The organism is Ralstonia sp. ASV6 (assembly GCF_016429285.1).
GTDB lineage: Bacteria > Pseudomonadota > Gammaproteobacteria > Burkholderiales > Burkholderiaceae > Ralstonia > Ralstonia flaminis.
In genome coordinates this window covers 23041-45237 of the sequence record NZ_JAELUI010000037.1, presented here as the reverse complement: position 1 = coordinate 45237, position 22197 = coordinate 23041, and the positions used below count along the sequence as shown (strand labels likewise).

The window sequence follows — 22197 nt, the reverse complement described above, 5'->3', positions numbered from 1 at the left end:
AAGTCGCGCATGATGGCTTGCGCCTGCGCGACCGGCAGCGCGTTCGGATCGTAATCGGGCAGGCAGGAAACGACGGAGGCGAGGGTGGTCATGACGTCGATGAGGGAGGGGGCAGCGCTCTAGCGGCGCTCGGCCAGGTGGTGCAGTTCTTCCAGCGTGTTGATGTTGGCGAAGGCGGCGGTGTCGTCAAACAACACTTCTACCGTCGAGTGGCGCGCAGTCCAGGTTTCGATCTTACGGCCGCCACCTTGCAGGTAAGCGGTCAGGTCGTCTGCCAGCAGCGCATCGATCAAACAGAACACCGGCTGCACCTGCCTGCGCGGTTGACCATGCGCATCGGGCTCCAACGTCACCGGCATGGCGATGCGCGCGTTTGCATCTTCAAGCGCGGCCGATAGCCTGGCAGCCAGATCGGTTGGCACGAACGGCGAATCGCACGGCGCGGTCAGCAGATAGCGCGTTTGGCATTGCTCCAGCCCCGCAAGCACACCGGCCAGCGGTCCGGCGAAATCAGGCACCGAGTCCACCACCACCGGCACGCCAAACGATTCGTACGCGGCCAGGTTGCGGTTGGCGTTGATCAGCATGTGGTCAACCTGTGGCGACAGGCGCATCAGCGTATGCATCGCCATCGGCGCGCCGCGGAATGTCTGCAGGCCTTTGTCGACGCCGCCCATGCGGCTGCCCCGGCCGCCGGCCAGGATCAGGCCGGTGATGTCGGATGTGGAAATCATGTGGTGGGTGGCTGGCGGGCTCAGCCGCCGATGTAGGACATTTCAATACGTCGTCCGCCCTGCGGGCCCGCCGGATGGGCTTGGCCATTGGCGCGCAGTTCCGAGTAGCGATCTGCACGGCCCTGCCAGATGGCGCGGATCGAGTTGGAGAGTTCAAGATCAGTCGCGCCGCCGCGCAGCAGGGCGCGCAGGTCGAAGCCTTCGGTCGCGAACAGGCACAGGTACAGCTTGCCCTCGGTCGAGAGCCGCGCGCGCGCGCAGTCGTGGCAGAACGCTTGCGTGACGCTGGAGATCACGCCGATCTCGCCCGCGCCATCCACGTAGCGCCAGCGCTCGGCAGTCTCGCCGCTGTAGTTGGCCGAAACCGGCTCCAGCGGAAACGCGGCAGACAAGCGCTTGACCACCTCGGCCGACGGCACGACGGAGCCCATCTCCCAGTGGTTGGTCGTGCCCACGTCCATGTATTCGATGAAACGCACGATGATGCCGCTGCCCCGGAAATGGCGCGCCATCGGCACGATCTGGCTGTCGTTGTCGTCTTTCTTGACGACCATGTTGACCTTGAGCGGCGCAAGGCCCACCTTCTGTGCAACCTCGATACCGTGCAGTACCTCGCTCACGGCAAAATCGACGTCGTTCATGCGGCGGAAGGCCACATCGTCGATGGCATCCAGACTGACGGTCACGCGGTTCAGACCGGCGTCCTTGAGCGACTGTGCCTTGCGTGCCAGCAGGGCACCGTTGGTCGTCAGCGTCAGGTCCAGCGGTTTGCCCTCTGCGGTGGTCAGGCGCGCGAGCATCTCGACCAGGCGCTCAATGTCCTTGCGCAACAAGGGCTCGCCGCCCGTGAGGCGGATCTTCTCCACGCCGTGTTCGATGAACAGGCGGGCCATGCGCTCGATCTCCTCGAACGACAGCAGTTCGGAGTGACGCAGGAAGCGGTAGTCCTTGTCGAACACATCCTTCGGCATGCAGTAGACGCAGCGGAAATTGCAGCGATCCGTGACCGAGATACGCAGATCGTGCAGCCGGCGGCCGCGTGTGTCCGTCAGCCAGCCCTGTGCAGGGACGAGCGTGTCCGGCACGGCGGGCACCGTAGCGCGATGGTGCTGGCCGTCGCGCAGATCGTAGAGGGGGATGACGGTTTCGGTCATGGTGTGTTGCGGCGCATCAATCCACAAGGCGGGACGATCACGCTGGAGACATCTTCGAGTGTAGCGCAGCCCCTGTTTGACGCGGGGAGCACAATTCAGTCCCCACGAGCCGTGCACAGGAAAAAGGGCGGCCGAAGCCGCCCTCAGGCAATGCGCCGGCGGTTACCCGCCAGTAGAGCGCTTACTGTTGGTCAGCGCCGCTTGGCACGCGGCCGGTCTCAACCAGGATCATCGGACCTTGCTGGATCGGTGGCAGCGGCTTGCGCTCACGCGGCACGCGTGGCGGCGTGACGGTGCGGGCAGCCTCTTCCTGCGAGGCTTGCAGCTTCTGTGCGTCCGTGTGAACCCACGTCATGCCGACGTTGGTCACCACGCTTTGCAGCGTTTCGACGGACAGCGGCGCAGCCTTGGCGATCGTGCTGACCGGTGCCGGTGCAGCGGCCATTGCAGTTGCGACAGCAGCTTCGGCAGCTTCAACTGCAGGGGCAGCCACCACCACGGCCGGTTCAGTCGGCTGCACAGCAGGCGCGGCAGCGACCGGTGCCACGGCGTCAGCCGCAAGCACGGGCTCCTGGACCACCGGGGCCGGCGCCTCGACCGGTGCGAACGAGGCGGTCTGCACCGGCTCAGTCACGGTCGTGTGCGGTGCCGGCTCGGCGGGCTGGTTGCCTTCAGGCGCAGCATGCACTTCGGTTTCTGCGATGGCGCTTTCGCTGCCTTCCGCGTCGTCTTCACCTTCCGCGCGCACGCCTTCTGCGCCTTCACGGTCACGGCGATAGCGGTTGCGGCCACGACGGCCACGGCGGCGGCGTTCTTCGCCCTCACCGTTGCCTTCTGCGCCCGGCACAACGCCTTCCGCGGTCACGGCTTCCGCCGGCACCGTGGTGTCGAGCAGGGTTTCCGGCACTTGCGGCGCGGCTTGATCGATCAGGCCTTCAGCGGCCACGGCAGCGGCTTCCTTGGCTTGTTGATCACGCTCGCGGTTTTCACGCGGCTCGCGCGGTTCGCGGGTCTCACGACCTTCACGGGCACCTTCGCGCGGCTGGCGCTCACGGCGTTCCTGATTGCGTTCGCGGCGGCCCTGGCCTTCACCGCGGGCTTCCTGACCCTGTTGCGGCTGACGGGCTTCAGCGGTTTCGCGTGCACCGCCTTCGATCTGGGCCGGCTGGCGGTTGCGGTCGCGATTGCCGCGTTGGCCGTCACGTTGACCTTCGCGCTGGCCTTGTTGTTGCAGGCCTTCGCGGGCTTCGTTGCGGTCACGGCCTTGGCGGTTGCCGTCGCGGCCACCTTGTTGCTGGCCTTGACCCTGGCGCTCGCCACGTTCCGCGCGTTCACCGCGCTGGCCACGGCCACCACGGTCTTGGCGATTGCCACGACCTTGGCGGTTGCCATCTTCCGCACGTTGCTTCGGTGCTTCGACCGGCGCTGCAACCACCGGCTCAGCCGGCTTGCCGCCAAACAGCGACTTCAGCCACGAGATGAATCCGCCTTGGGCAGGTACCGGCGCAGCCACTTGCGGGGCCGGGGTGGCTTCGGCGCGAGCTGGACGCTCCGGACGCGGCACCGACACCGGTGCGGGTTGTTCCGGCGTGATGCCCTTGACGGCCGCTTCCTGACGCGGCTTGACCGCTTCCTTGCGGGTGCTGTAAGCGGTGTCGGCTTCCAATTCCTTGGCAGCTTCCTCGGCCATCTTGTAGCTGGCCTTGGTGTCGTCCAGGCGCGGATCGTCGTGGCGCAGGCGCTCCAACTTGTAGTGCGGCGTTTCCAGATGCTTGTTCGGGATCAGCAGCACATTGACCTTGAAGCGCGTCTCGATCAGGTTGATGTCCGGGCGCTTTTCGTTGAGCAGGAACGCAGCCACTTCCACCGGCACCTGGCAGTGGAGCGCGGCGGTGTTTTCCTTCATCGCCTCTTCCTGGATGATGCGCAGCACCTGCAGGGCGGACGATTCGGTATCGCGGATGTGGCCCGTGCCGTTACAGCGCGGGCAGGTGACGTGCGAGCCTTCCGACAGCGACGGACGCAGGCGCTGGCGCGACAGCTCCATCAGGCCGAAGCGGCTGATCTTGCCCATCTGCACGCGGGCGCGGTCGTGGCGCAGCGCGTCTTTCAGGCGGGTCTCGACGTCCTTCTGGGCCTTGCTCGACTCCATGTCGATGAAGTCGATCACGATCAGGCCGCCCAAGTCACGCAGGCGGAGCTGGCGGGCGATTTCGTCGGCGGCTTCGAGGTTGGTGCGCGCGGCGGTTTCCTCGATATCCGCGCCCTTGGTGGCGCGGGCCGAGTTCACGTCGATGGCGACCAGCGCCTCGGTGTGGTCGATCACGATGGCGCCGCCCGAGGGCAGCATCACCATGCGCGAATACGCCGATTCAATCTGGTGTTCGATCTGGAAGCGCGAGAACAGGGGAACGTCGTCGCGGTACTTCTTCACCCGATTCATGTTGTCGGGCATCACCACGCTCATGAAGGCGCGGGCCTGATCGTAGATATCATCCGTATCGATCAGGATTTCACCGATATCCGGCTGGAAGTAATCGCGAATTGCGCGAATCACCAGACTGGATTCGAGATAGATCAGCAGCGGCGCCTTGTTGTCGACGGCAGCGCCATCCACGGCCTTCCACAACTGCATCAGGTAGTTCAAGTCCCACTGCAGCTCTTCGGCCGAGCGGCCGATACCGGCGGTGCGGGCGATGATGCTCATGCCATCCGGCACTTCCAGCTGCGCCATGGTTTCGCGCAGTTCCTGGCGGTCTTCACCCTCGATACGGCGCGACACGCCACCACCACGCGGGTTGTTCGGCATCAGCACCAGGTAGCGGCCGGCCAGCGAGATGAAGGTGGTCAGGGCAGCGCCCTTGTTGCCACGTTCTTCCTTCTCGACCTGGACGATCAGCTCTTGGCCCTCAGACAGGGCGTCTTGGATGCGCGCGGTGCGCACGTCCACGCCGGCCTTGAAATAGGCGCGGGCGACTTCCTTGAAGGGGAGAAAACCGTGCCGCTCTTCGCCGTAATTGACGAAGCAGGCCTCCAGCGACGGTTCGATGCGGGTGATGACACCCTTGTAGATATTGCCTTTGCGCTGTTCGCGCCCGGCGGTTTCGATGTCGATGTCGATCAGTTTCTGACCGTCGACAATGGCAACGCGCAATTCTTCCTGCTGCGTCGCATTGAACAACATGCGTTTCATTGCAACCTCACTCCAATGCCGTGCGAGCACGGCGCTTCATGGAGCACGCGAAGGCGGAGCGGGTGGTCAAAGAATTGCCGGAGTGTCGACCGATAAAAAGACGGTACGACGGGGCACGGGCGAAAGAAATGAGGACATTACACGCGTCACCATGGATGTCAGGGCGGAGTTCGCGGACGCGGTTGGCGTCCTGTCGCGCGTCCTGTCACTCGTGCCACGGGCCCAACGCGTTGTGCGGGTGGGCCGGCGGCGGCGAGTCGCGTGAAGCGACCACAAAGAGCGAATAGACGGCGCGGCGTGTCCGGGCGAAACCCGCGGCGGGCGAATCGGGCGGCGTGCTGCTTGTTGGAGTTTTGCCGCCGGACCGCATGGCAACGCGGTAACCGGATACTGAGCCGGCCGGCACCAACTATGGTGCGGCAAGGGCTTCTTTCACCAAGCGGGCGCCGTATGGAGACCATGTGGCGCCCGCTTTTGAATTCTGTTCTACCAGCTGCTCGTTCTACGCTGGCCGGTTTTGCCGACGTGATCTTTGGTTCACGTCCTGCGCAACGGGACAGCGGTGCGTGCTGCTTTCGTGCCGATTTGACCGGCCACGTGATTAGCTTTGTAACACAAGTGGGTGGGGAATCGGCACGTTCCGGACGGAAACGGTGGCTGTGTACAATACCTGTTGTTTCGTCCCGACCGGCTGTTGCTGGCGCCTAAACGACTGTCCAGCGAGAAAATTATATTGAAAATGAATGAGTTACGCCATCCATTTGATGGGCGCATTCAACAGGCCGCACGTGGCACTCTCGGTGACGCACTCGACGGCAAATCCGTCGCTTATGTTGAAGTCGGTGAAGACGCCGAAGGGCAGCGCATCGACAATTTCCTGATGCGCTTGGCCAAGGGCGTGCCCAAGAGTCATATCTATCGCATCCTGCGCTCCGGCGAAGTGCGCGTGAACAAGGGCCGTATCGACGCCGAATATCGCCTGAAACTCGGTGATCTGGTGCGCATTCCGCCGCTTCGAATTGCTCAGCAGGCGGAAGCGCCGCGCGCGGTGCCGGCGGCCGAATTTACGATCCTCTACGAAGATGCGCATCTGTTGGTGATCGATAAGCCGGCCGGCGTGGCGGTGCATGGTGGCTCGGGTGTCGCGTTCGGGGTGATCGAGCAACTGCGTCAATCGCGCCCGGAGGCCAAGTTCCTTGAGCTGGTGCATCGCCTCGATCGCGAGACTTCCGGTGTCTTGTTGCTGGCCAAGAAGCGCTCGGCTCTGGTGGCGTTGCATGAACAGATTCGCGAAGGTCAGCTCGACAAGCGCTATTTCGCTGCGGTAAAGGGCGTCTGGCCGCACAAGCGCCAGCACATCAAGTCGCCGCTGCACAAATTCACGACGCCCGAAGGCGAGCGCCGCGTGCGCGTGCAGGCCGACGGGCAGCCGTCGCACACGATCTTCAACAAGGTTGGGGTGTTTGGGCCTTACACCCTGATGGAGGCCGAGTTGAAGACCGGCCGCACGCACCAGATTCGGGTGCACCTGGCGCATGCGGGGTTTCCCATTCTTGGCGATGACAAATACGGCGATTTCGCGCTCAACAAGGCGCTGTCGCGTGCGAACGCTTCGCCGCGGCTGGGGCGGATGTTCCTGCACGCACATCGGCTGCAGTTGACACACCCGCATAGTGGTGAAATCGTCATATTCAATGCGCCGTTGCCGGCCGAGTGCTCCGATTTTCTCAACGCTTTCCAATCTCCAAGCCCCGATTCCGATGCCGCAGCAGCGCTTTGACCTGATCGTCTTCGACTGGGACGGTACCTTGATGGATTCGACGTCGGCCATTACCCGGTCGATCCAGCTTGCGTGCCGGGATCTCGATCTGCCCGTGCCGGATGATGCGCATGCCAGCCACGTGATCGGTCTGGGTTTGCGTGACGCGCTTGAATACGCCGTACCGACGCTCGACCCGGCGGACTACGGCAAGCTGGCTGAGCGTTATCGCTTTCATTACCTCAGCCGCGATTCGCAACTGGTGCTGTTTCAGGGCGTGCGCGAGATGCTCGATGCACTGCGTCGCGAGAACTATCTGCTGGCTGTAGCGACCGGCAAATCGCGTATCGGCCTGCAGCGTGCGCTGGAGGTCACCGGTTTGTCTGGCGTGTTCGACAACACACGTTGTGCTGACGAGACGTTCTCCAAGCCGCATCCGGCGATGTTGCTCGAGCTCACGCGAGACCTCGGCATGGATGTCGAGCGCACGCTGATGATTGGCGACACCACACACGACTTGCAGATGGCCGCCAATGCAGGTGCTGCCGGTGTCGCCGTCACATACGGCGCGCACCCTGCCGATGTGCTGCATGCGCTCACGCCGCTGTACTGCGCTCAATCGGTCGCTGATCTGCACCGCTGGCTGACCGACCATGCCTGAAATGACCGAGCCGGTTCGCATCTGCGAAAGCACCGCGCTGGAAGATGGCGGTCTGGGCGTGCGCTTCCCCGTGGAAGTGCGTGGGCGTACGGTGAGCGCTTTCGTCGTCCGCTACGCAGGCGGCGTGCATGGCTACCTGAACCAGTGCGCGCATGTGCCGATGGAGATGGACTGGCAGGAAGGTCAGTTTTTTGAAAGCTCCGGGCTGTATCTGATGTGCGCGACGCATGGCGCCATCTATGAGCCGGATACCGGTCGCTGTGTTGGCGGGCCGTGCCGAGGCTCGCATCTGTCCAAGCTTGATATTGCCGAGCGCGACGGCGAGGTCTGGTGGCAGCCCGATGCGTTGTTTCGTATGCCGGCGCCCACGGCGGCGCCGATTCCACCGGCCTGATGGTGCCGTCTATCTTCTTGACCTCCTCGAACGTTCTCCACTTCGTTTATGACCGACTCGAATCCGCCGAAAAGGCCTGAAAACGCTCCCGAAGAGGGCGCCGGCAAACCGGAAGCGCTGGAAGTCACGCAGCATGCCGATCACCCGCTCGAGGCCGAGTTGCGTGACCCGGTCGCCGGCAAGCCTGCATCTGCGGCTCCCGCGTCGGCGCAGGCGCAGCCAAGTGGCTGGGAGCGCGAGGTGCTCGAAAAGGTGCTCATGGCGACGGTGCGCGAGCAACGCGCTGCCCGCCGCTGGCGCATCTTCTTCCGCTTCGTGTCGCTGGGTATCGTCGGTCTGATTCTCTGGGCGTTCGCAAGCTTCGAGGGCGAGACCGTCAGCACCGGCCGCCACACCGCTGTGGTCAACCTTGATGGCGAGATTGCCGCCAACACGAACGCCAGCGCCGAGAACATCAACGCCTCTCTTGAGGCGGCGTTTGCTGATGACAACACGGTCGGCGTGATCCTCAAGATCAACTCGCCGGGTGGGTCGCCGGTGCAGGCAGGCATGATCAACGACGACATCCGCCGGCTGCGCGCCAAGTACAAGAACATCCCGCTGTATGTGGTGGTAGAAGAGATGTGCGCTTCGGGTGGCTATTATGTGGCCGCGGCGGCGGACAAGATCTACGTTGACAAGGCCAGCATCGTCGGTTCGATCGGCGTGCTGATGGATGGTTTCGGCTTTACCGGCCTGATGGACAAGATTGGTGTTGAGCGCCGCCTGCTGACGGCGGGCTCAAACAAGGGGATGCTGGACCCGTTCTCGCCGCTGCCGCCGCAGCAGAAGCAGTACGCGCAGGACATGCTCAACGACATCCATCAGCAGTTCATCGACGTGGTCAAGCAAGGCCGCGGCAACCGTCTGAAGGACGATCCGACATTGTTCACGGGCTTGTTCTGGACCGGCTCGAAGGCGGTTGAACTGGGCTTGGCCGATGGGCTTGGCAGTGCGGATTTCGTGGCGCGCAACGTCATCAAGGCGCCGGATGTGGTCGACTACACCGTCAAGGAAAACTTCGCCTCGCGTGTTGCCCGCAAGCTCGGTACGGCGATGGGCGCAGGGGCCGTCAAGGCGCTGGCCTCGACGGGCCAGCTCAAGCTGCTGATGAAGGAGTAATCAGCGCGCCAGCAACGAGAAGATCGCTGGCCGTTTGTGCAAGTCCATGCGGTCGGCGCGCCAGTCGCTCACGGGCAGGGTCACCACCTGCTCGCTGGGGAGTGTCAGATCCACCGCGATGGAAAGCAGCGTGCCCGGCGCGCAACCCGCCTGGATGGCTTCCAGCAGCGCGCCGTTGCGGTACGGCGTCTCGATAAAGACCTGGGTTTGCCCCGCCGAGCGCGAAAGCTGCTCCAGCGCACGCAGCTTGGTCTTGCGCTCGGCTGCATCCACCGGCAGGTAGCCGTTGAACGCAAAGCTCTGGCCGTTCAGGCCGGATGCCATCACCGCCAGCAGAATCGAACTCGGCCCCACCAACGGCTTTACGCGCACGCCGTGCTGGTGGGCGAGGCGCACAAGGTTTGCACCCGGATCGGCAACGGCCGGCACACCGGCTTCCGACATCAGCCCCGCGTCTTGCCCGGCAATGACCGGCGCCAGCAGTGCTTTCAGTTCTGAGTCCGGCGTCTTGACGTTGAGTTCGCGGATGGTGATTTCCTGCAGCGGGCGCGCCAGCGGCGTGGTATCTGCCAGCTTCTTGAGCAGCGCGCGTGCGGTCTTGGCGTGCTCGGCAACGAAGTAGTCGAGCCGAGCAGTGATCTGCTGCACACCCGCGGGAATCACATCGGGCAGCGGGTCGGCCGCATCGCGCGAGCCGAGTGTGTTCGGGATGAGGTAAAGCGTGCCAGCCATGGCTTAAACGAAGAGAGGGTAGTGCACGTTGCGCAGCATGCTGGTCAGCGCGATGAGCGGCAGGCCGACCAGTGCGGTTGGATCGGACGATTCCACGCGCTCCAGCAGAGCGATGCCCAACCCTTCGGATTTTGCGCTGCCGGCCACGTCGTACGGGTGTTCCAGATGCAGATAGGCGTCCAGTTCGGCATCGGAGAGGTCGCGGAACGTCGCTAGCGTGCGGACATCTTCACTTTGATGCTGCCCGGTGCGGCCGTCGTACAGGCACAGCGCTGAATGGAATGTGACGGTGCGTCCACGCATCCAATGCAATTGAGCGAGTGCGCGAGCATGATCGCCAGGCTTGCCGACCTGCTTGCCGTCCAGCGTGGCCACCTGATCGGAGCCGATCACCAGTGCGCCTGGATGGTCCAACGCCACCTTCTCCGCCTTCTGCCGTGCCAAGCGCAGTGCGGTTTGGTCGGGCGATTCGCCGGGCGCGGGGGTCTCGTCAATGTTCGGCACCACGATTTCGAACGGCAGGCGCAGGCGTTCGAGCAATTCCCGCCGATAGGGCGAGCTGGAGCCGAGAATCAGCGGCGGGCGCGAGGCAGAAGTCATAAGTGCTTGAAGATGCAGTGGTTTTTGAGCGAAAACCTTTTGACGTCAGAGGTTTTTGTTCGCTATAATCCCGCGTTTCGCGGTTTGGCCGCGCAGTGTCGCAAACCAGGCGCCCAGGCGCAAGATGCCGAAAGGTGTCGGGGTTCGCGCACAGGGCGGCACAAATCAGGTTTCTCGCACGTATCAGCAACAGGCGGCAACGCGTTCAGCGGGTTCGATCATGAATTTTCGATCATTCGATCTTTTCGCGTTCATCCGCAGCGGAGAGCAGGTAAGCGGCACGGTCGCCCTGGCCGATATGCCCCGTCTGCTGGCCGAGCAAGCCGCCGATGCGCCGGTTGATGCCAGCAAGCAATTCCGTTGGCAGATGCAGGGTGCGGTGCGCGAGGAAGCCACCGCGGGTCAGTCGGCCCGCCAGCGTCTCTTCGTTGATCTGGAAGTGGATGGCTCGGTCTGGCTGCAATGCCAGCGTTGCCTGCACGCCTACGAGCAATCGCTACCGGTGCGTACACGCCTGGAGGTGATGCGTTCGGAGGATGAGGCTGACGCCGCGCCTCTGGATGACGATGAGGCAGATGTCATTGTCGGCTCCCGCCACTTCGACCTGATCACGCAGATCGAAGACGAGTTGCTGCTGGCATTGCCGGTGTCGCCGCGTCATGCAGTCTGTCCGGATGAAGTCTTGCCGGAAGAAGCGGAAGTGGAAAAGAAGCCGTCGCCGTTCGCGGTGCTGGCCAATCTGAAGACCAAACATTAGGCGTGCGCAGGGTTTGCGTGCGCTGATGGCAGTACGTTTCACACGCCTACCGGAATGGCTACGCTCCGGCTCCGTGTGATGTGATAAAATCGATCAAATTGCTTAGGAGTCAGTCATGGCTGTTCAACAAAACAAGAAGTCGCCGTCCAAGCGCGGCATGCATCGTTCGCACGACTTCCTCACCACGGCCCCGATCGCTGTCGAGCCGACCACGGGTGAAGTCCATCTGCGTCACCACGTGAGCCCGAACGGCTACTATCGTGGCCGCAAGGTTGTGAAGACCAAGAACGACTGATGCGATTTGCCAGGTCTCTGGCAAGCGCGTTGGGTTGGTCTGAACGCACAGGTTCATGATGCAAACAGAAAAGCGGCAAGCCAATTTGCCGCTTTTTTGTTGCGCAGAATTCGGCAAGGCGTGGTCGTGTTTGTGTACCATACGGCGCCTATGCTGAAGCCGCACGTGAAACCGCAACTCAGACTCGCATGACCATCAAGCTTGCCATCGACTGCATGGGTGGCGATCACGGCGTTGGCGTGACGATCCCTGCAGCGATCCAATTTCTCGCCGCACACGAAGACGTCGAAATGCTGCTCGTGGGGCAGCCCGATGCCATCGCAGCGCAGCTCAAGCGTCTTCACGCTACCGCGAATCCGCGCATCCATGTCGTCCCCGCCTCTGAGGTGGTGTCGATGGATGATCCGGTGGAGATCGCGCTGCGCAAGAAGAAAGATTCTTCGATGCGCGTGGCCGTCAACCAAGTCAAGGAAGGTGCCGCGCAGGCGTGCGTTTCCGCCGGCAACACCGGCGCCTTGATGGCCGTGTCGCGTTACGTTCTCAAAACGCTGGACGGTATCGATCGCCCGGCCATCGCCACCGCTATCCCGAACGAAAAGGGCGCTGGTACCACGGTGTTGGATCTCGGTGCCAACGCAGATTGCGAGCCCGCACACCTTTTGCAGTTCGCGCAGATGGCCTCGGCGATGGTGTCGGTCGTTGAGCAGAAGCCGCGCCCGACGGTGGGCCTGCTTAACATCGGCGAAGAAGTCATCAAGGGTAATGAGGTCGTCAAGCAGGCCGGTGAATTGCTGCGCGGCTCTGACCTCAATTTCTTCGGTAACGTTGAGGGCAACGACATCTTCAAAGGCACCACGGACATCGTCGTCTGCGACGGCTTTGTCGGCAATGTGGCGCTCAAGAGCACGGAAGGCCTCGCCAAGATGATCGGCGAGATGCTGCGAGAAGAATTCAGTCGCTCGTGGTTTACCAAGCTGCTCGCTGTGGTGGCGCTGCCGGTGCTTTCGCGTTTCAAACGCCGTGTTGATCATCGGCGCTACAATGGCGCCGCGTTGCTCGGCCTGCGGGGTCTCGTCATCAAGAGTCACGGTTCGGCCGATGCCTATGCGTTTGAATGGGCGATCAAGCGCGCCTACGACGCAGCGGCCAACGGCGTGATCGCCCGTATTGCGCAGGCGTTCGAATCGCACCACGACGCAGCGGGCGCTGCGCCGGTCTCCACTTCCACTCCGGCCGCCGACGCCGCTTGAGCGCGTTGCCCCCGAGTCAGCACTCACCCCACTGCACATGACACGTTACGCAAGGATCATCGGCACGGGCAGCTATCTGCCGCCCAAGCGGGTCACCAATCAAGAACTGGCTGCACAACTGGCCGAAAAGGGCATCGAGACGAGCGACGAATGGATCGTCACGCGCAGCGGCATTCGTGCGCGCCACTTTGCCGAGCCCGATGTCACGTGTAGCGATCTCGCCGTCCAGGCGGCCGAGCGTGCCATCGAGGCGGCTGGCATCGACCGCTCCGAGATCGACCTGATTCTGGTGGCGACGTCCACGCCAGATTTTGTGTTCCCGAGCACCGCCTGCCTCGTGCAGCAGAAGCTGGGCATCACCAACGGTTGCGCTGCGTTTGACGTGCAGGCCGTGTGCTCCGGCTTTGTCTACGCGCTGTCGACGGCCGACAAGTTCATCCGTGCGGGTGCTTACCGCAATGTGCTGGTGATCGGTTCGGAAGTGTTCTCGCGCATCATCGATTTCAGCGATCGCACGACCTGCGTGTTGTTCGGCGATGGTGCCGGCGCTGTGGTGCTCCAAGCCTCGGACGAACCGGGCATCCTGTCGACCGCATTGCACGCCGACGGCGGCCACGCCAATATTCTGTGCGTGCCCGGTAACGTGGCCGCGGGCGCGATCCAGGGCAGTGCTTTCCTGTACATGGATGGTCAGGCTGTCTTCAAGTTGGCCGTGACGGTGCTCGACAAGGTCGCCCGCGAAGCGCTGGCGGCTGCCGAACTTGAGGCCTCGCAGGTGGATTGGCTGATTCCGCATCAGGCCAACATCCGCATCATGCAGGGCACGACCAAGAAGCTGGGTCTATCGAACGAACGCCTGATCGTCACCGTTGACGAACACGGCAATACGTCGGCCGCTTCGATTCCGCTGGCACTCGATGTTGCCGTGCGCGATGGTCGCATCCAGCGTGGTCAGCACGTGATGCTTGAAGGCGTGGGCGGCGGCTTTACGTGGGGCGCTGCATTGCTGCGCTTCTGATCGACGAATTTCCAGAACGAACAATACGAGCCATGACATTCGCTTTCGTCTTTCCCGGCCAGGGTTCGCAATCGGTCGGCATGCTCAATGCATTTGCTGACCATTCCGCAGTGGCGGCTACGCTGGCCGAAGCCTCTGATGCGCTGGGTCAGGACATCGGTAAGCTGATCGCCGACGGTCCGGCTGAAGAGCTGAATCTGACGACCAACACGCAACCGGTCATGTTGACGGCGGCAGTGGCTGTCTATCGTGCATGGCAGGCAGCGGGCGGCCCGGCGCCGACCGTCGTGGCGGGCCACAGCCTGGGCGAGTACTCGGCGCTGGTGGCAGCAGGCGCGATCGCCTTCAAGGACGCCGTGCCGCTGGTGCGTTTTCGCGCCAAGGCCATGCAGGAAGCCGTGCCGGTGGGCGAGGGCGGCATGGCTGCCATTCTCGGCTTGTCGGATGACGACGTGCGCGCTGCCTGCGCCGAGGCGTCGGCTGCTGGCGTGGTCGAAGCCGTGAACTTCAACGCGCCGGCCCAAGTGGTGATTGCTGGTGCCAAGGCCGCTGTCGAGAAGGCCTGCGAGATCGCCAAGGCCAAGGGCGCCAAGCGCGCGTTGCCGCTGCCGGTGTCGGCGCCGTTCCACTCGTCGCTGCTCAGGCCGGCGTCGGACCGTCTGCGCGAGTACCTTGCCAACGTGACCGTCAACGCGCCGGTCATCCCCGTTATCAACAACGTGGATGTGGCAGTGGTGAGCGATCCCACAGCCATCAAGGAAGCGCTGGTGCGCCAAGCTGCTTCGCCGGTGCGCTGGGTCGAGACCGTCCAGAAGATGAAGGCCGATGGCATTACCCGCGTGGTCGAATGTGGCCCGGGCAAGGTGCTGGCGGGTCTAGTCAAGCGTATTGATGGCGAAATCATCGGCGATGCGATCTTCGATCCGGCTTCGCTTGAGGCTGTGCTGGGCCAACTCAAATAATCAACGGGATTCGTATGACCCAAGCATTGAACAACCAAGTTGCGCTCGTCACCGGCGCGTCGCGCGGCATCGGTCGTGCCATTGCGCTGGAACTGGCGCGCCAAGGCGCGACGGTAGTCGGTACAGCCACGTCAGATGCTGGCGCGCAAGCCATCACGGCTTACTTTGCCGAAGCCGGTGTGAAGGGCGCAGGCGTGGTGCTCAACGTGAACGATGCTGCGCGCTGCGAAGCCGTCATCGACGAGACCATCAAAACGCATGGTGGCCTGAACATTCTGGTCAACAATGCCGGCATCACGCAGGACAACCTGGCGATGCGCATGAAGGACGAGGAGTGGGTGTCCGTCATTGACACGAACCTCTCCGCCGTGTTCCGCTTGTCGCGTGCCGTGCTGCGCCCGATGATGAAGGCGCGCGGTGGTCGCATCATCAACATCACCTCGGTGGTGGGCTCGGCGGGCAATCCTGGTCAGGCCAACTACGCCGCTGCCAAGGCTGGCGTGGAAGGCATGGCGCGTGCGCTGGCTCGCGAAATCGGCAGCCGCAACATCACGGTCAATTGCATCGCACCGGGCTTCATCGATACCGATATGACCAAGGTTCTGTCGGAAGAGCAACATACAGCGCTGAAGGCGCAGATTCCGCTGGGCCGTCTGGGCGCGCCGGAAGACATTGCCAGCGCGGTTGCCTTTCTGGCGTCACCGGCAGCGGGCTACATTACGGGCTCGACGCTGCACGTCAACGGCGGCATGTACATGGGATAAGGAAGCCGTCCCGGCGGCGATTGTGCAGGGTCTTGCGCATGCGCAGAATTCTGTGGAATCGCTGAATTAACAGGCTTTTTAGCATCATGTTGGGCGCAGTTTTTGCAAGGATTCAGGCGCGGTTTTTCGCTGCGCAAACCTGCTAGAATGCGCGCACTTTTTGTCGAATACTTCCCTGGAGGGTTAAATGGACAACATCGAAGCACGCGTCAAGAAGATCGTCGCGGAACAACTCGGCGTGGCCGAAGCGGATATCAAGAACGAGTCGTCGTTCGTGAACGATCTGGGCGCGGATTCGCTCGATACGGTTGAGCTGGTGATGGCACTCGAAGACGAGTTCGGCATGGAAATCCCGGACGAGGAAGCCGAGAAGATCACCACGGTGCAACAAGCTATCGATTACGCGACCGCCCACGTCAAGGCGTAAGCGTCAATCGATCTCTTGACATCGCGGGCCACAGAAAGGGCGGTTGTCCGGTTTGACCGGGTGGCGCACTTTCTGTGGCCTTTGTCGCTGATACAGAGTTGCAGGAAAGCATAGTGAGCCGTCGTCGCGTAGTCGTAACCGGCCTGGGGCTGGTCTCTCCGGTAGGAAACTCGGTCGCCGAAGCATGGGCCAATCTGGTCGCCGGCAAGACTGGGATCGCCACCATCACCAAATTCGATCATTCCGCGCTGGCCGTGCACTTCGCTGGTGAAGTGAAGGGCTTCAATGTCGAGGAATATGGTATCCCCGCCAATGAGGCGCGCCGCATGGATACCTTCATCCACTACGGCATTGCCGCGGGCGTGCAAGCGCTCAAGGATAGCGGGCTGGAGATCACCGAGGGCAACGCCGAGCGCATCGGCGTGCTGGTCGGCTCCGGCATCGGCGGTCTGCCAATGATCGAAGATACCCACGCTGAATACACGAATCGCGGCCCGCGCCGCATTTCGCCGTTCTTTGTGCCGGGCTCGATCATCAACATGATTTCGGGTCACCTGAGCATCATGTTCGGCCTGAAGGGCCCGAACCTGGCAGCCGTGACGGCCTGTACAACGGGGCTGCACAGCATCGGTCTGGCGGCTCGCCTGATTCAGGCCGGCGATGCTGATGTGATGGTTGCCGGTGGTGCCGAGTCGACCGTCTCGCCGCTGGGCATCGGTGGTTTTGCCGCGGCGCGCGCATTGTCGACCCGCAATGATGACCCCGCCACCGCGTCCCGTCCGTGGGACAAGGACCGCGACGGGTTCGTGCTGGGTGAGGGTGCTGGCGTGGTGGTGCTCGAGGAGTACGAAGCCGCCAAGGCGCGTGGCGCTACGATTTACGCGGAAGTCGCGGGCTTCGGCATGAGCGGTGACGCATTCCATATGACCGCACCGAATATGGATGGCCCGCGCCGTTGCATGCTCAACGCGCTGCGCGATGCTGGCATCAACGCCGATCAGGTCCAGTACCTGAATGCGCATGGCACGTCGACGCCGCTGGGCGACAAGAACGAATCGGATGCCATCAAGGCGGCTTTCGGCGACCATGCCAGCAAGGTTGTCGTGAACTCCACGAAGTCCATGACCGGTCACTTGCTGGGCGGGGCGGGGGGGCTGGAGTCGGTGTTTACGATTCTGGCGTTGCACAACCAGGTGTCGCCGCCGACCATCAACATCTTCAATCAGGATCCCGAGTGTGATCTCGATTACTGCGCCAATACCGCGCGTGATATGAAGATCGACGTGGCCGTGAAGAACAACTTCGGCTTCGGCGGGACCAACGGCACGTTGGTGTTTACGCGTCCGTAACGCTATCCGGCGCGCAGCCTCAGGGTTGTGCGCCGTTTTCGCTCCCCATCTTGGTTGTTCAGCGCATCGTTTTCCCGGCGCCGTATCGGCGGTTGTGTGCCGTCGGTCGGCTCTGCATGGCAAGCCTTGTTTGCTTTGTCCTGCTCTGGTTAGCCTGTGCGTGGGGTGCGGCGCTCCCGATGCTGACGTGGGTCGGGATCGGCGCACTGGCAGTGGTGGCTTGCATTCCGCTGGCAGTGAACCGTTCACCGCTTGCGATGGAACTGATGTGGCGCGCTCGTCTCAAAGCAGATGGTGAACCAGGCCAGCCTATCTGGCAGGTCCGGTTGGAAATGCCCCAAGCGGTCCGAAATGCGCTTCTGTTATGGTCTTGGTCTCTCGGCGAGCGCGTCTTGATTCTGGGTGTCGCGCAGCGCGGGTGGTGTCCACAGATCTTTGTGCTGATGCCACCCTGGTTTACTGCCGGGCTGCTGCGCCGCATACGAAGTCTGTTGCGTCTGGGGCCGCCTCCGATGGCTACTCAGGCGACCGGTGTGTCGTAGGTAAAATACAACGTTTCGAAGTCACAAAAATTCAAGGCGATACACTGCAGGTGAAGAATCCGTGAGTGAACGCGAAGCCGACCAGATCCTCGTCGAGCGCGTCCAGCAAGGCGACAAGCGGGCGTTTGAGTTGCTGGTGGTCAAGTACCACCGCAAGATCATTCGTCTCGTCTCGCGCCTGATCCGTGACCCGGCCGAAGTCGAGGATGTGGCACAGGATGCCTTTATCAAGGCCTACCGTGCGTTGCCCCAGTTCCGGGGTGAATCCGCGTTCTATACGTGGCTGTATCGCATTGCCGTCAACACGGCGAAGAATTACCTGGCGACACAGGGCCGGCGCCCTGAGTCGTCCAGCGACATTGACACCGAAGAGGCTGAAACTTTTGCCGACGGTGAACAACTAAGGGATATCAATACGCCGGACTCCATGCTGCACACCAAGCAGGTGGCCGAAACGGTCAACCGTGCGATGGAGGCGCTGCCCGAGGAATTGCGTACCGCAATCACGCTCCGGGAGATCGAGGGTCTGAGCTATGAGGAAATCGCCGAAGCGATGGCGTGCCCAATTGGGACGGTCCGGTCACGGATTTTCCGGGCTCGCGAGGCGATTGCCGAGAAATTGCGCCCCCTGCTGGGAACGGTGGAGGGCAAACGGTGGTAGCCAGCCGATATGACAAGCCGGCGGCCGCGGGCGTAAGCCCCGGCTGCAAACGGTGAAACCTCGGGAAGTCTTCTCTCGGATCGTTGATTGGACGTTGGAGTTTTTGGGGTCGGGAAATGGGTCAGGCTCAAATGCAGGCAGCAGAAGCGGAATTCGCGCAGCGTATTTCCGCGTTGATGGACGGTGAAGTGGCGGCGCACGAGGTGTCGTCGGCTGTCGAACTCGCCAAGGACGGCGAGGGCGCGGCGCACTGGCGCGAGTATCAGCTGATCGGTGACGTGCTCCGGTCGGAAGACCTGCTGAACACGCGCTCCTCCGAAGATTTCCTTAGCCGGTTCTCGGCCAAGCTCGACGCCGAGCCGCATCTGCTGGTGCCGGCCGTGGCGCAGCGCGCGCAAGCCGAAGAGAGGCATCGCTTCCTGGTCCGCCCCTCGTGGGTCCGCCGGATCATGCCAACGACTGCCGTGGCTGCGGCGGTGGCGGCCGTTAGCTGGGTGGTCGTGCCGCAATTGCGTGGTCCCGCCGACAGCGGAGCCTCGCCGGCACTGGTTGCCAAGGCGGTACAGGGTGCCGACGCACCGGGCGTGACGCTGGCCTCGGCCGACAATACGCCCATGATCCGCGACGCCCGCCTGGACGAATACCTGAGCGCGCATCGGCAGTCGGCGACCAACGGCATGGTGGTTCCGTATCTGCGTGCGGTGGCCAACGCGGTGTCGAACACCCAGGACTCCAATCAGGAATAATGCGGGCATCCATGTCGAAGGTGTGGCACCCCGTTGCCGGGGCAGGCGCCCGCAAGCTGCAGGCCGTTCGTCGGTCCGTTTTCCTTCTTCTCTGTGCATCGACGCTGGCTGCCGCTGCGCAGCCGCAAGTCGAACCCATGCCGCGCAAGGAGGCCGCCTCGTGGCTGGCCAAGATTCATCGCGCGGCACTCAAGCAGAACTATGTCGGCACGCTGACGTACCAGCGTGGTACCGGCATGCATTCCACGCGCATTCAGCACTACGCCGATCTCTTCAATAACGAGTACGAGCGCGTTGAAGCGCTGGACGGCAAGCAGCGCGAGATGCTGCGTCAGAACGACGTCGTCCGGAACCTGATCTACGACGTCAAGCTGGTCGTGACCGAGAAACAGGAGCACAAAGACAGCTTCCCGGCGCTGCTCGCCACGACCAATGGCGACGTGCTTGACCAGTACGACATGCGTCACCTGCCGTCTGAGCGCGTGGCCGGCATGGATTGCGAAGTCTTCCAGCTCGACCCGAAAGATGGCTTCCGTTATGCCTATCGCATCTGGGCTGACCGCAACAGCGGTTTGCTGATGCGTGCACAGACCATCGGCGACGACGGCAAAGTGCTGGAACAGGTTGCCTTCTCGCAGGTCGAGGTGGGTGTGCCGTCGGAAAAGCAGAAGATCATTGCGGCGCTCAAGAATCTGAGTGGCTGGAACCAATACGAGATCGTGACACAGCCGACCAACCTGGCTGATCAGGGTTGGACCATCGGTACGCCCATCAAGGGTTTCCAGAAGATTCGCGAAGTGCGTCGTCCGCTGGGCGATATTGCGCCGGCGGGCAAAGGCAGTTCGAGCTTCGAAGTGCAGCAGGTCGTGTTCAGCGACGGGCTCGCCGGATTGTCGCTCTTCATCGAGCCGGTTTCCGAGAAGCGCACGCGCCGCGAGGGCTTCATTTCGCAGGGTGCGACACACGTGATGGTGCGCCGCATTGCCGATTTCTGGCTGACGGTGGTGGGCGAAGTGCCGTTTGCTACCATCAAGCAATTCGGTGCAGCGGTCGACTACAAGCCGGTTTCCGCCAACGCGACCAACTCGGCAACCAACAAGCCGGCCAACGCACCACAATAAGCCGGCGCCTGCCTCAAGCTGCGTGACTAGATCACGCAGCGCATTTCTCTATCTGTCTTTGTTCCGGGGAGCTTTCATGCGTACCGCTCGAACCGTTCATGCCTTGCGTCTGTTGTGCGTTGCTGCCCTCATGGCGGCTGGAGGCGCGCTCTTGCCCGCCCATGCGCAGAATGCGACCGGCAGCGTGGCCACCGGCACGTACGGCTTGCCCGATTTTGCCGACCTGGTCGAGAAGGTCAGCCCCGCTGTCGTCAACATCCGTACGACCGAGAAGGTCCGCATGCAGGGCGGCCCGAGCGACGACGACATGGCCGAGTTCTTTCGCCGTTTCTTCGGCGTGCCAATGCCTGGCATGCCCGGTCAGGGGCAAGGTCAGAAGCGCCGCAGCACACCGCAGCCGCAAGAAGAAGAGCAGAGCCGTGGTGTCGGTTCCGGCTTCATCATTTCCGGCGATGGCTACATCTTGACCAACGCCCACGTGGTGGATGGCGCCGAGACCATCTACGTGACGCTGCTCGACAAGCGTGAGTTCAAGGCCAAGCTGATCGGCTTGGACAAGCGTACCGATGTCGCTCTCGTCAAGGTGGAGGCCAGTGGCCTGCCGAGCCTGAAACAAGGGGATTCCGACAAGGTGCGCGTGGGTGAGTGGGTGCTGGCGATTGGCTCGCCGTTTGGGCTGGACAACACGGTCACGGCTGGCATCGTGTCGGCCAAGGGGCGCGATACGGGCGATTATCTGCCGTTTATCCAGTCGGATGTGGCCGTCAATCCGGGCAACTCAGGCGGCCCGCTGATCAACCTGCGTGGTGAGGTGATCGGCATCAACAACCAGATTTATAGCCAGAGCGGCGGCTATATGGGCATCTCGTTCTCGATCCCGATCGACGAGGCGATGCGTGTGGCTGAACAGCTCAAGGCGTCGGGGCGCGTGACGCGGGGTCGCATCGGCGTGGCCATCGATAACGTACCGAAGGACGCGGCGGAATCGCTGGGCCTGGGACGGGCGCGCGGTGCCTACGTGGGCAACGTCGAGGCGGGTGGTCCGGCCGACAAGGCGGGCATCGAAGCGGGCGACATCGTTCTGAAATTCAATGGCCGCGATGTCGAGCGCGCGGGCGACCTGCAGCGCCAGGTTGGCGAGACCAAACCGGGCACGCGTGCGACCGTGCAGGTCTGGCGCAAGGGCACAACGCGCGATTTGTCTGTGACTGTGGCTGAGCTGCAGGCTGATACCAAGGTCGCGCAGCGCGGCAAGGGTTCCCAGCCCGACAACAGCCAGCAGGGTCCAGGCAAGCCGAATGCGCTGGGATTGGTGGTGGCCGATCTGTCTGAGGGCGCGCAGCGCGAGTTCAAGACCAAGGTGGGGGTCGAGGTGCAAGTGGCGGAAGGTCCGGCGGCACGCGTGGGCATCCGCGCTGGTGACCTGATTCTGCGCGTGGGCGATACCGACATCACCAGCGCCAAGCAGTTCAACGACGTGGTCGGCAAGCTCGACAAGAACCGCATGGTGGCCGTGTTTGTGCGTCGAGGCGATGCCACGCAGGTGGTGACGATGCGCCCGAGTGCGGCGCGTTCGGGCAGCGGTCAGTGATTGAGCTGACGCTCTACGGCCGCACGTACTGCCATCTGTGCGACGACATGAAGGTCGCGCTGGAACCGCTCCGGCGTGATTTTTCTTTTCTTTTGCACGAGGTGGACGTCGACAGCGATCCGGCGCTGGAAGCGCGTTTTGGCGAACTGGTGCCGGTGCTCATGACCGGCGCGCCTGACTCGCAGTTGGGGGGAGCGCAGGAGTTGTGCCACTACTTTGTGGATGTGCCTGCCGTTCAGGGCTGGCTGGCCGCACAGACGACGCGGGCCTGATCTCGGCAGCGCCGCAAAAAGAGGCGCGGGAGGCCCCCTGAAATCCGGTAAAAT

23 protein-coding genes are annotated in these 22197 nt (G+C 62.8%); 18 read left to right on the top strand and 5 right to left on the bottom strand.

Annotated elements, in window-relative coordinates:
* Positions 1-119: 119 nt before the first annotated feature.
* From mobA to JHD73_RS09720, 3 genes are all read right to left on the bottom strand, one after another.
* Positions 120-734 carry a molybdenum cofactor guanylyltransferase MobA gene (mobA, locus tag JHD73_RS09730; protein WP_199030082.1) on the bottom strand — a complete coding sequence of 205 codons (615 nt, stop codon included), beginning with the start codon at positions 732-734 and terminating at the stop codon, positions 120-122.
* 20 nt (positions 735-754) lie between these two features.
* Positions 755-1888, bottom strand: a complete 1134-nt coding sequence (gene moaA, locus JHD73_RS09725; protein ID WP_199030081.1) for a GTP 3',8-cyclase MoaA — start codon at positions 1886-1888, stop codon at positions 755-757.
* Positions 1889-2069: 181 nt separating this feature from the next.
* A complete protein-coding gene (locus tag JHD73_RS09720; RefSeq protein WP_199030080.1) occupies positions 2070-5081 on the bottom strand; it encodes an Rne/Rng family ribonuclease in 3012 nt (1003 codons plus the stop codon).
* A gap of 739 nt (positions 5082-5820) precedes the next feature.
* Here JHD73_RS09720 and JHD73_RS09715 point away from each other — a divergent pair.
* From JHD73_RS09715 to JHD73_RS09700, 4 genes are read left to right on the top strand one after another with little or no spacing between them, the layout of a single operon-like run.
* Entirely contained in the window at positions 5821-6861 is a 1041-nt protein-coding gene (locus JHD73_RS09715) for an RluA family pseudouridine synthase (protein WP_199030086.1), read from the top strand.
* Complete coding sequence (locus JHD73_RS09710; protein ID WP_199030079.1) at positions 6842-7501, top strand: HAD-IA family hydrolase; 660 nt, start codon at positions 6842-6844, stop codon at positions 7499-7501. The genes JHD73_RS09715 and JHD73_RS09710 overlap by 20 nt, the downstream gene beginning before the upstream one ends.
* The gene (locus JHD73_RS09705) at positions 7494-7895 is read left to right on the top strand and encodes a Rieske (2Fe-2S) protein (protein ID WP_199030078.1); all 402 of its coding nucleotides are present in this window, start codon (positions 7494-7496) and stop codon (positions 7893-7895) included. Before JHD73_RS09710 ends, JHD73_RS09705 begins: the two co-directional genes overlap by 8 nt.
* A gap of 48 nt (positions 7896-7943) precedes the next feature.
* On the top strand, positions 7944-9056 hold the full coding sequence (locus tag JHD73_RS09700) for a S49 family peptidase (protein ID WP_199030077.1): 1113 nt from the start codon (positions 7944-7946) through the stop codon (positions 9054-9056).
* Here the strand turns inward: JHD73_RS09700 and JHD73_RS09695 are convergent, their stop codons facing one another.
* Both JHD73_RS09695 and JHD73_RS09690 read right to left on the bottom strand, forming a co-directional pair.
* The gene (locus JHD73_RS09695) at positions 9057-9788 is read right to left on the bottom strand and encodes an SAM-dependent methyltransferase (RefSeq protein WP_199030076.1); all 732 of its coding nucleotides are present in this window, start codon (positions 9786-9788) and stop codon (positions 9057-9059) included.
* Between the two features lie 3 nt (positions 9789-9791).
* On the bottom strand, positions 9792-10388 hold the full coding sequence (locus JHD73_RS09690; RefSeq protein ID WP_199030075.1) for a Maf-like protein: 597 nt from the start codon (positions 10386-10388) through the stop codon (positions 9792-9794).
* A gap of 220 nt (positions 10389-10608) precedes the next feature.
* On the opposite strand from JHD73_RS09690, the gene JHD73_RS09685 reads away from it, so the two are divergent.
* The 14 genes from JHD73_RS09685 to JHD73_RS09620 all read left to right on the top strand — a co-directional run bounded on the left by JHD73_RS09685 (position 10609) and on the right by JHD73_RS09620 (position 22143).
* Complete coding sequence (locus tag JHD73_RS09685) at positions 10609-11145, top strand: DUF177 domain-containing protein (protein WP_199030074.1); 537 nt, start codon at positions 10609-10611, stop codon at positions 11143-11145.
* Between the two features lie 115 nt (positions 11146-11260).
* Entirely contained in the window at positions 11261-11440 is a 180-nt protein-coding gene (rpmF, locus tag JHD73_RS09680) for a 50S ribosomal protein L32 (RefSeq protein WP_003268823.1), read from the top strand.
* Positions 11441-11628: 188 nt separating this feature from the next.
* A complete protein-coding gene (gene plsX, locus JHD73_RS09675; RefSeq protein WP_199030073.1) occupies positions 11629-12690 on the top strand; it encodes a phosphate acyltransferase PlsX in 1062 nt (353 codons plus the stop codon).
* A gap of 37 nt (positions 12691-12727) precedes the next feature.
* Positions 12728-13708, top strand: coding sequence for a beta-ketoacyl-ACP synthase III (locus JHD73_RS09670; RefSeq protein WP_199030072.1), 981 nt, complete (start codon positions 12728-12730; stop codon positions 13706-13708).
* A 32-nt stretch (positions 13709-13740) separates the two neighbouring features.
* Positions 13741-14670 (top strand): ACP S-malonyltransferase, encoded by a 930-nt coding sequence (gene fabD / locus JHD73_RS09665; RefSeq protein WP_199030071.1) that lies wholly within the window; start codon positions 13741-13743, stop codon positions 14668-14670.
* 14 nt (positions 14671-14684) lie between these two features.
* The gene (gene fabG, locus JHD73_RS09660) at positions 14685-15434 is read left to right on the top strand and encodes a 3-oxoacyl-ACP reductase FabG (protein WP_199030070.1); all 750 of its coding nucleotides are present in this window, start codon (positions 14685-14687) and stop codon (positions 15432-15434) included.
* Positions 15435-15621: 187 nt separating this feature from the next.
* Positions 15622-15861 carry an acyl carrier protein gene (gene acpP / locus JHD73_RS09655; RefSeq protein WP_199030069.1) on the top strand — a complete coding sequence of 80 codons (240 nt, stop codon included), beginning with the start codon at positions 15622-15624 and terminating at the stop codon, positions 15859-15861.
* A 113-nt stretch (positions 15862-15974) separates the two neighbouring features.
* A complete protein-coding gene (gene fabF, locus JHD73_RS09650; RefSeq protein WP_199030068.1) occupies positions 15975-17210 on the top strand; it encodes a beta-ketoacyl-ACP synthase II in 1236 nt (411 codons plus the stop codon).
* A 179-nt stretch (positions 17211-17389) separates the two neighbouring features.
* A complete protein-coding gene (locus JHD73_RS09645) occupies positions 17390-17752 on the top strand; it encodes a hypothetical protein (RefSeq protein ID WP_233176869.1) in 363 nt (120 codons plus the stop codon).
* A gap of 61 nt (positions 17753-17813) precedes the next feature.
* Entirely contained in the window at positions 17814-18413 is a 600-nt protein-coding gene (gene rpoE, locus JHD73_RS09640) for an RNA polymerase sigma factor RpoE (protein WP_199030066.1), read from the top strand.
* Between the two features lie 116 nt (positions 18414-18529).
* Positions 18530-19159, top strand: a complete 630-nt coding sequence (locus tag JHD73_RS09635; protein ID WP_199030065.1) for a sigma-E factor negative regulatory protein — start codon at positions 18530-18532, stop codon at positions 19157-19159.
* A gap of 11 nt (positions 19160-19170) precedes the next feature.
* Positions 19171-20280: a MucB/RseB C-terminal domain-containing protein gene (locus tag JHD73_RS09630; protein WP_199030064.1), complete on the top strand. Its 1110-nt coding sequence runs from the start codon at positions 19171-19173 to the stop codon at positions 20278-20280.
* Between the two features lie 76 nt (positions 20281-20356).
* Positions 20357-21871, top strand: coding sequence for a DegQ family serine endoprotease (locus JHD73_RS09625; protein WP_199030063.1), 1515 nt, complete (start codon positions 20357-20359; stop codon positions 21869-21871).
* Entirely contained in the window at positions 21868-22143 is a 276-nt protein-coding gene (locus JHD73_RS09620) for a glutaredoxin family protein (RefSeq protein ID WP_199030062.1), read from the top strand. Before JHD73_RS09625 ends, JHD73_RS09620 begins: the two co-directional genes overlap by 4 nt.
* Positions 22144-22197: the final 54 nt, after the last annotated feature.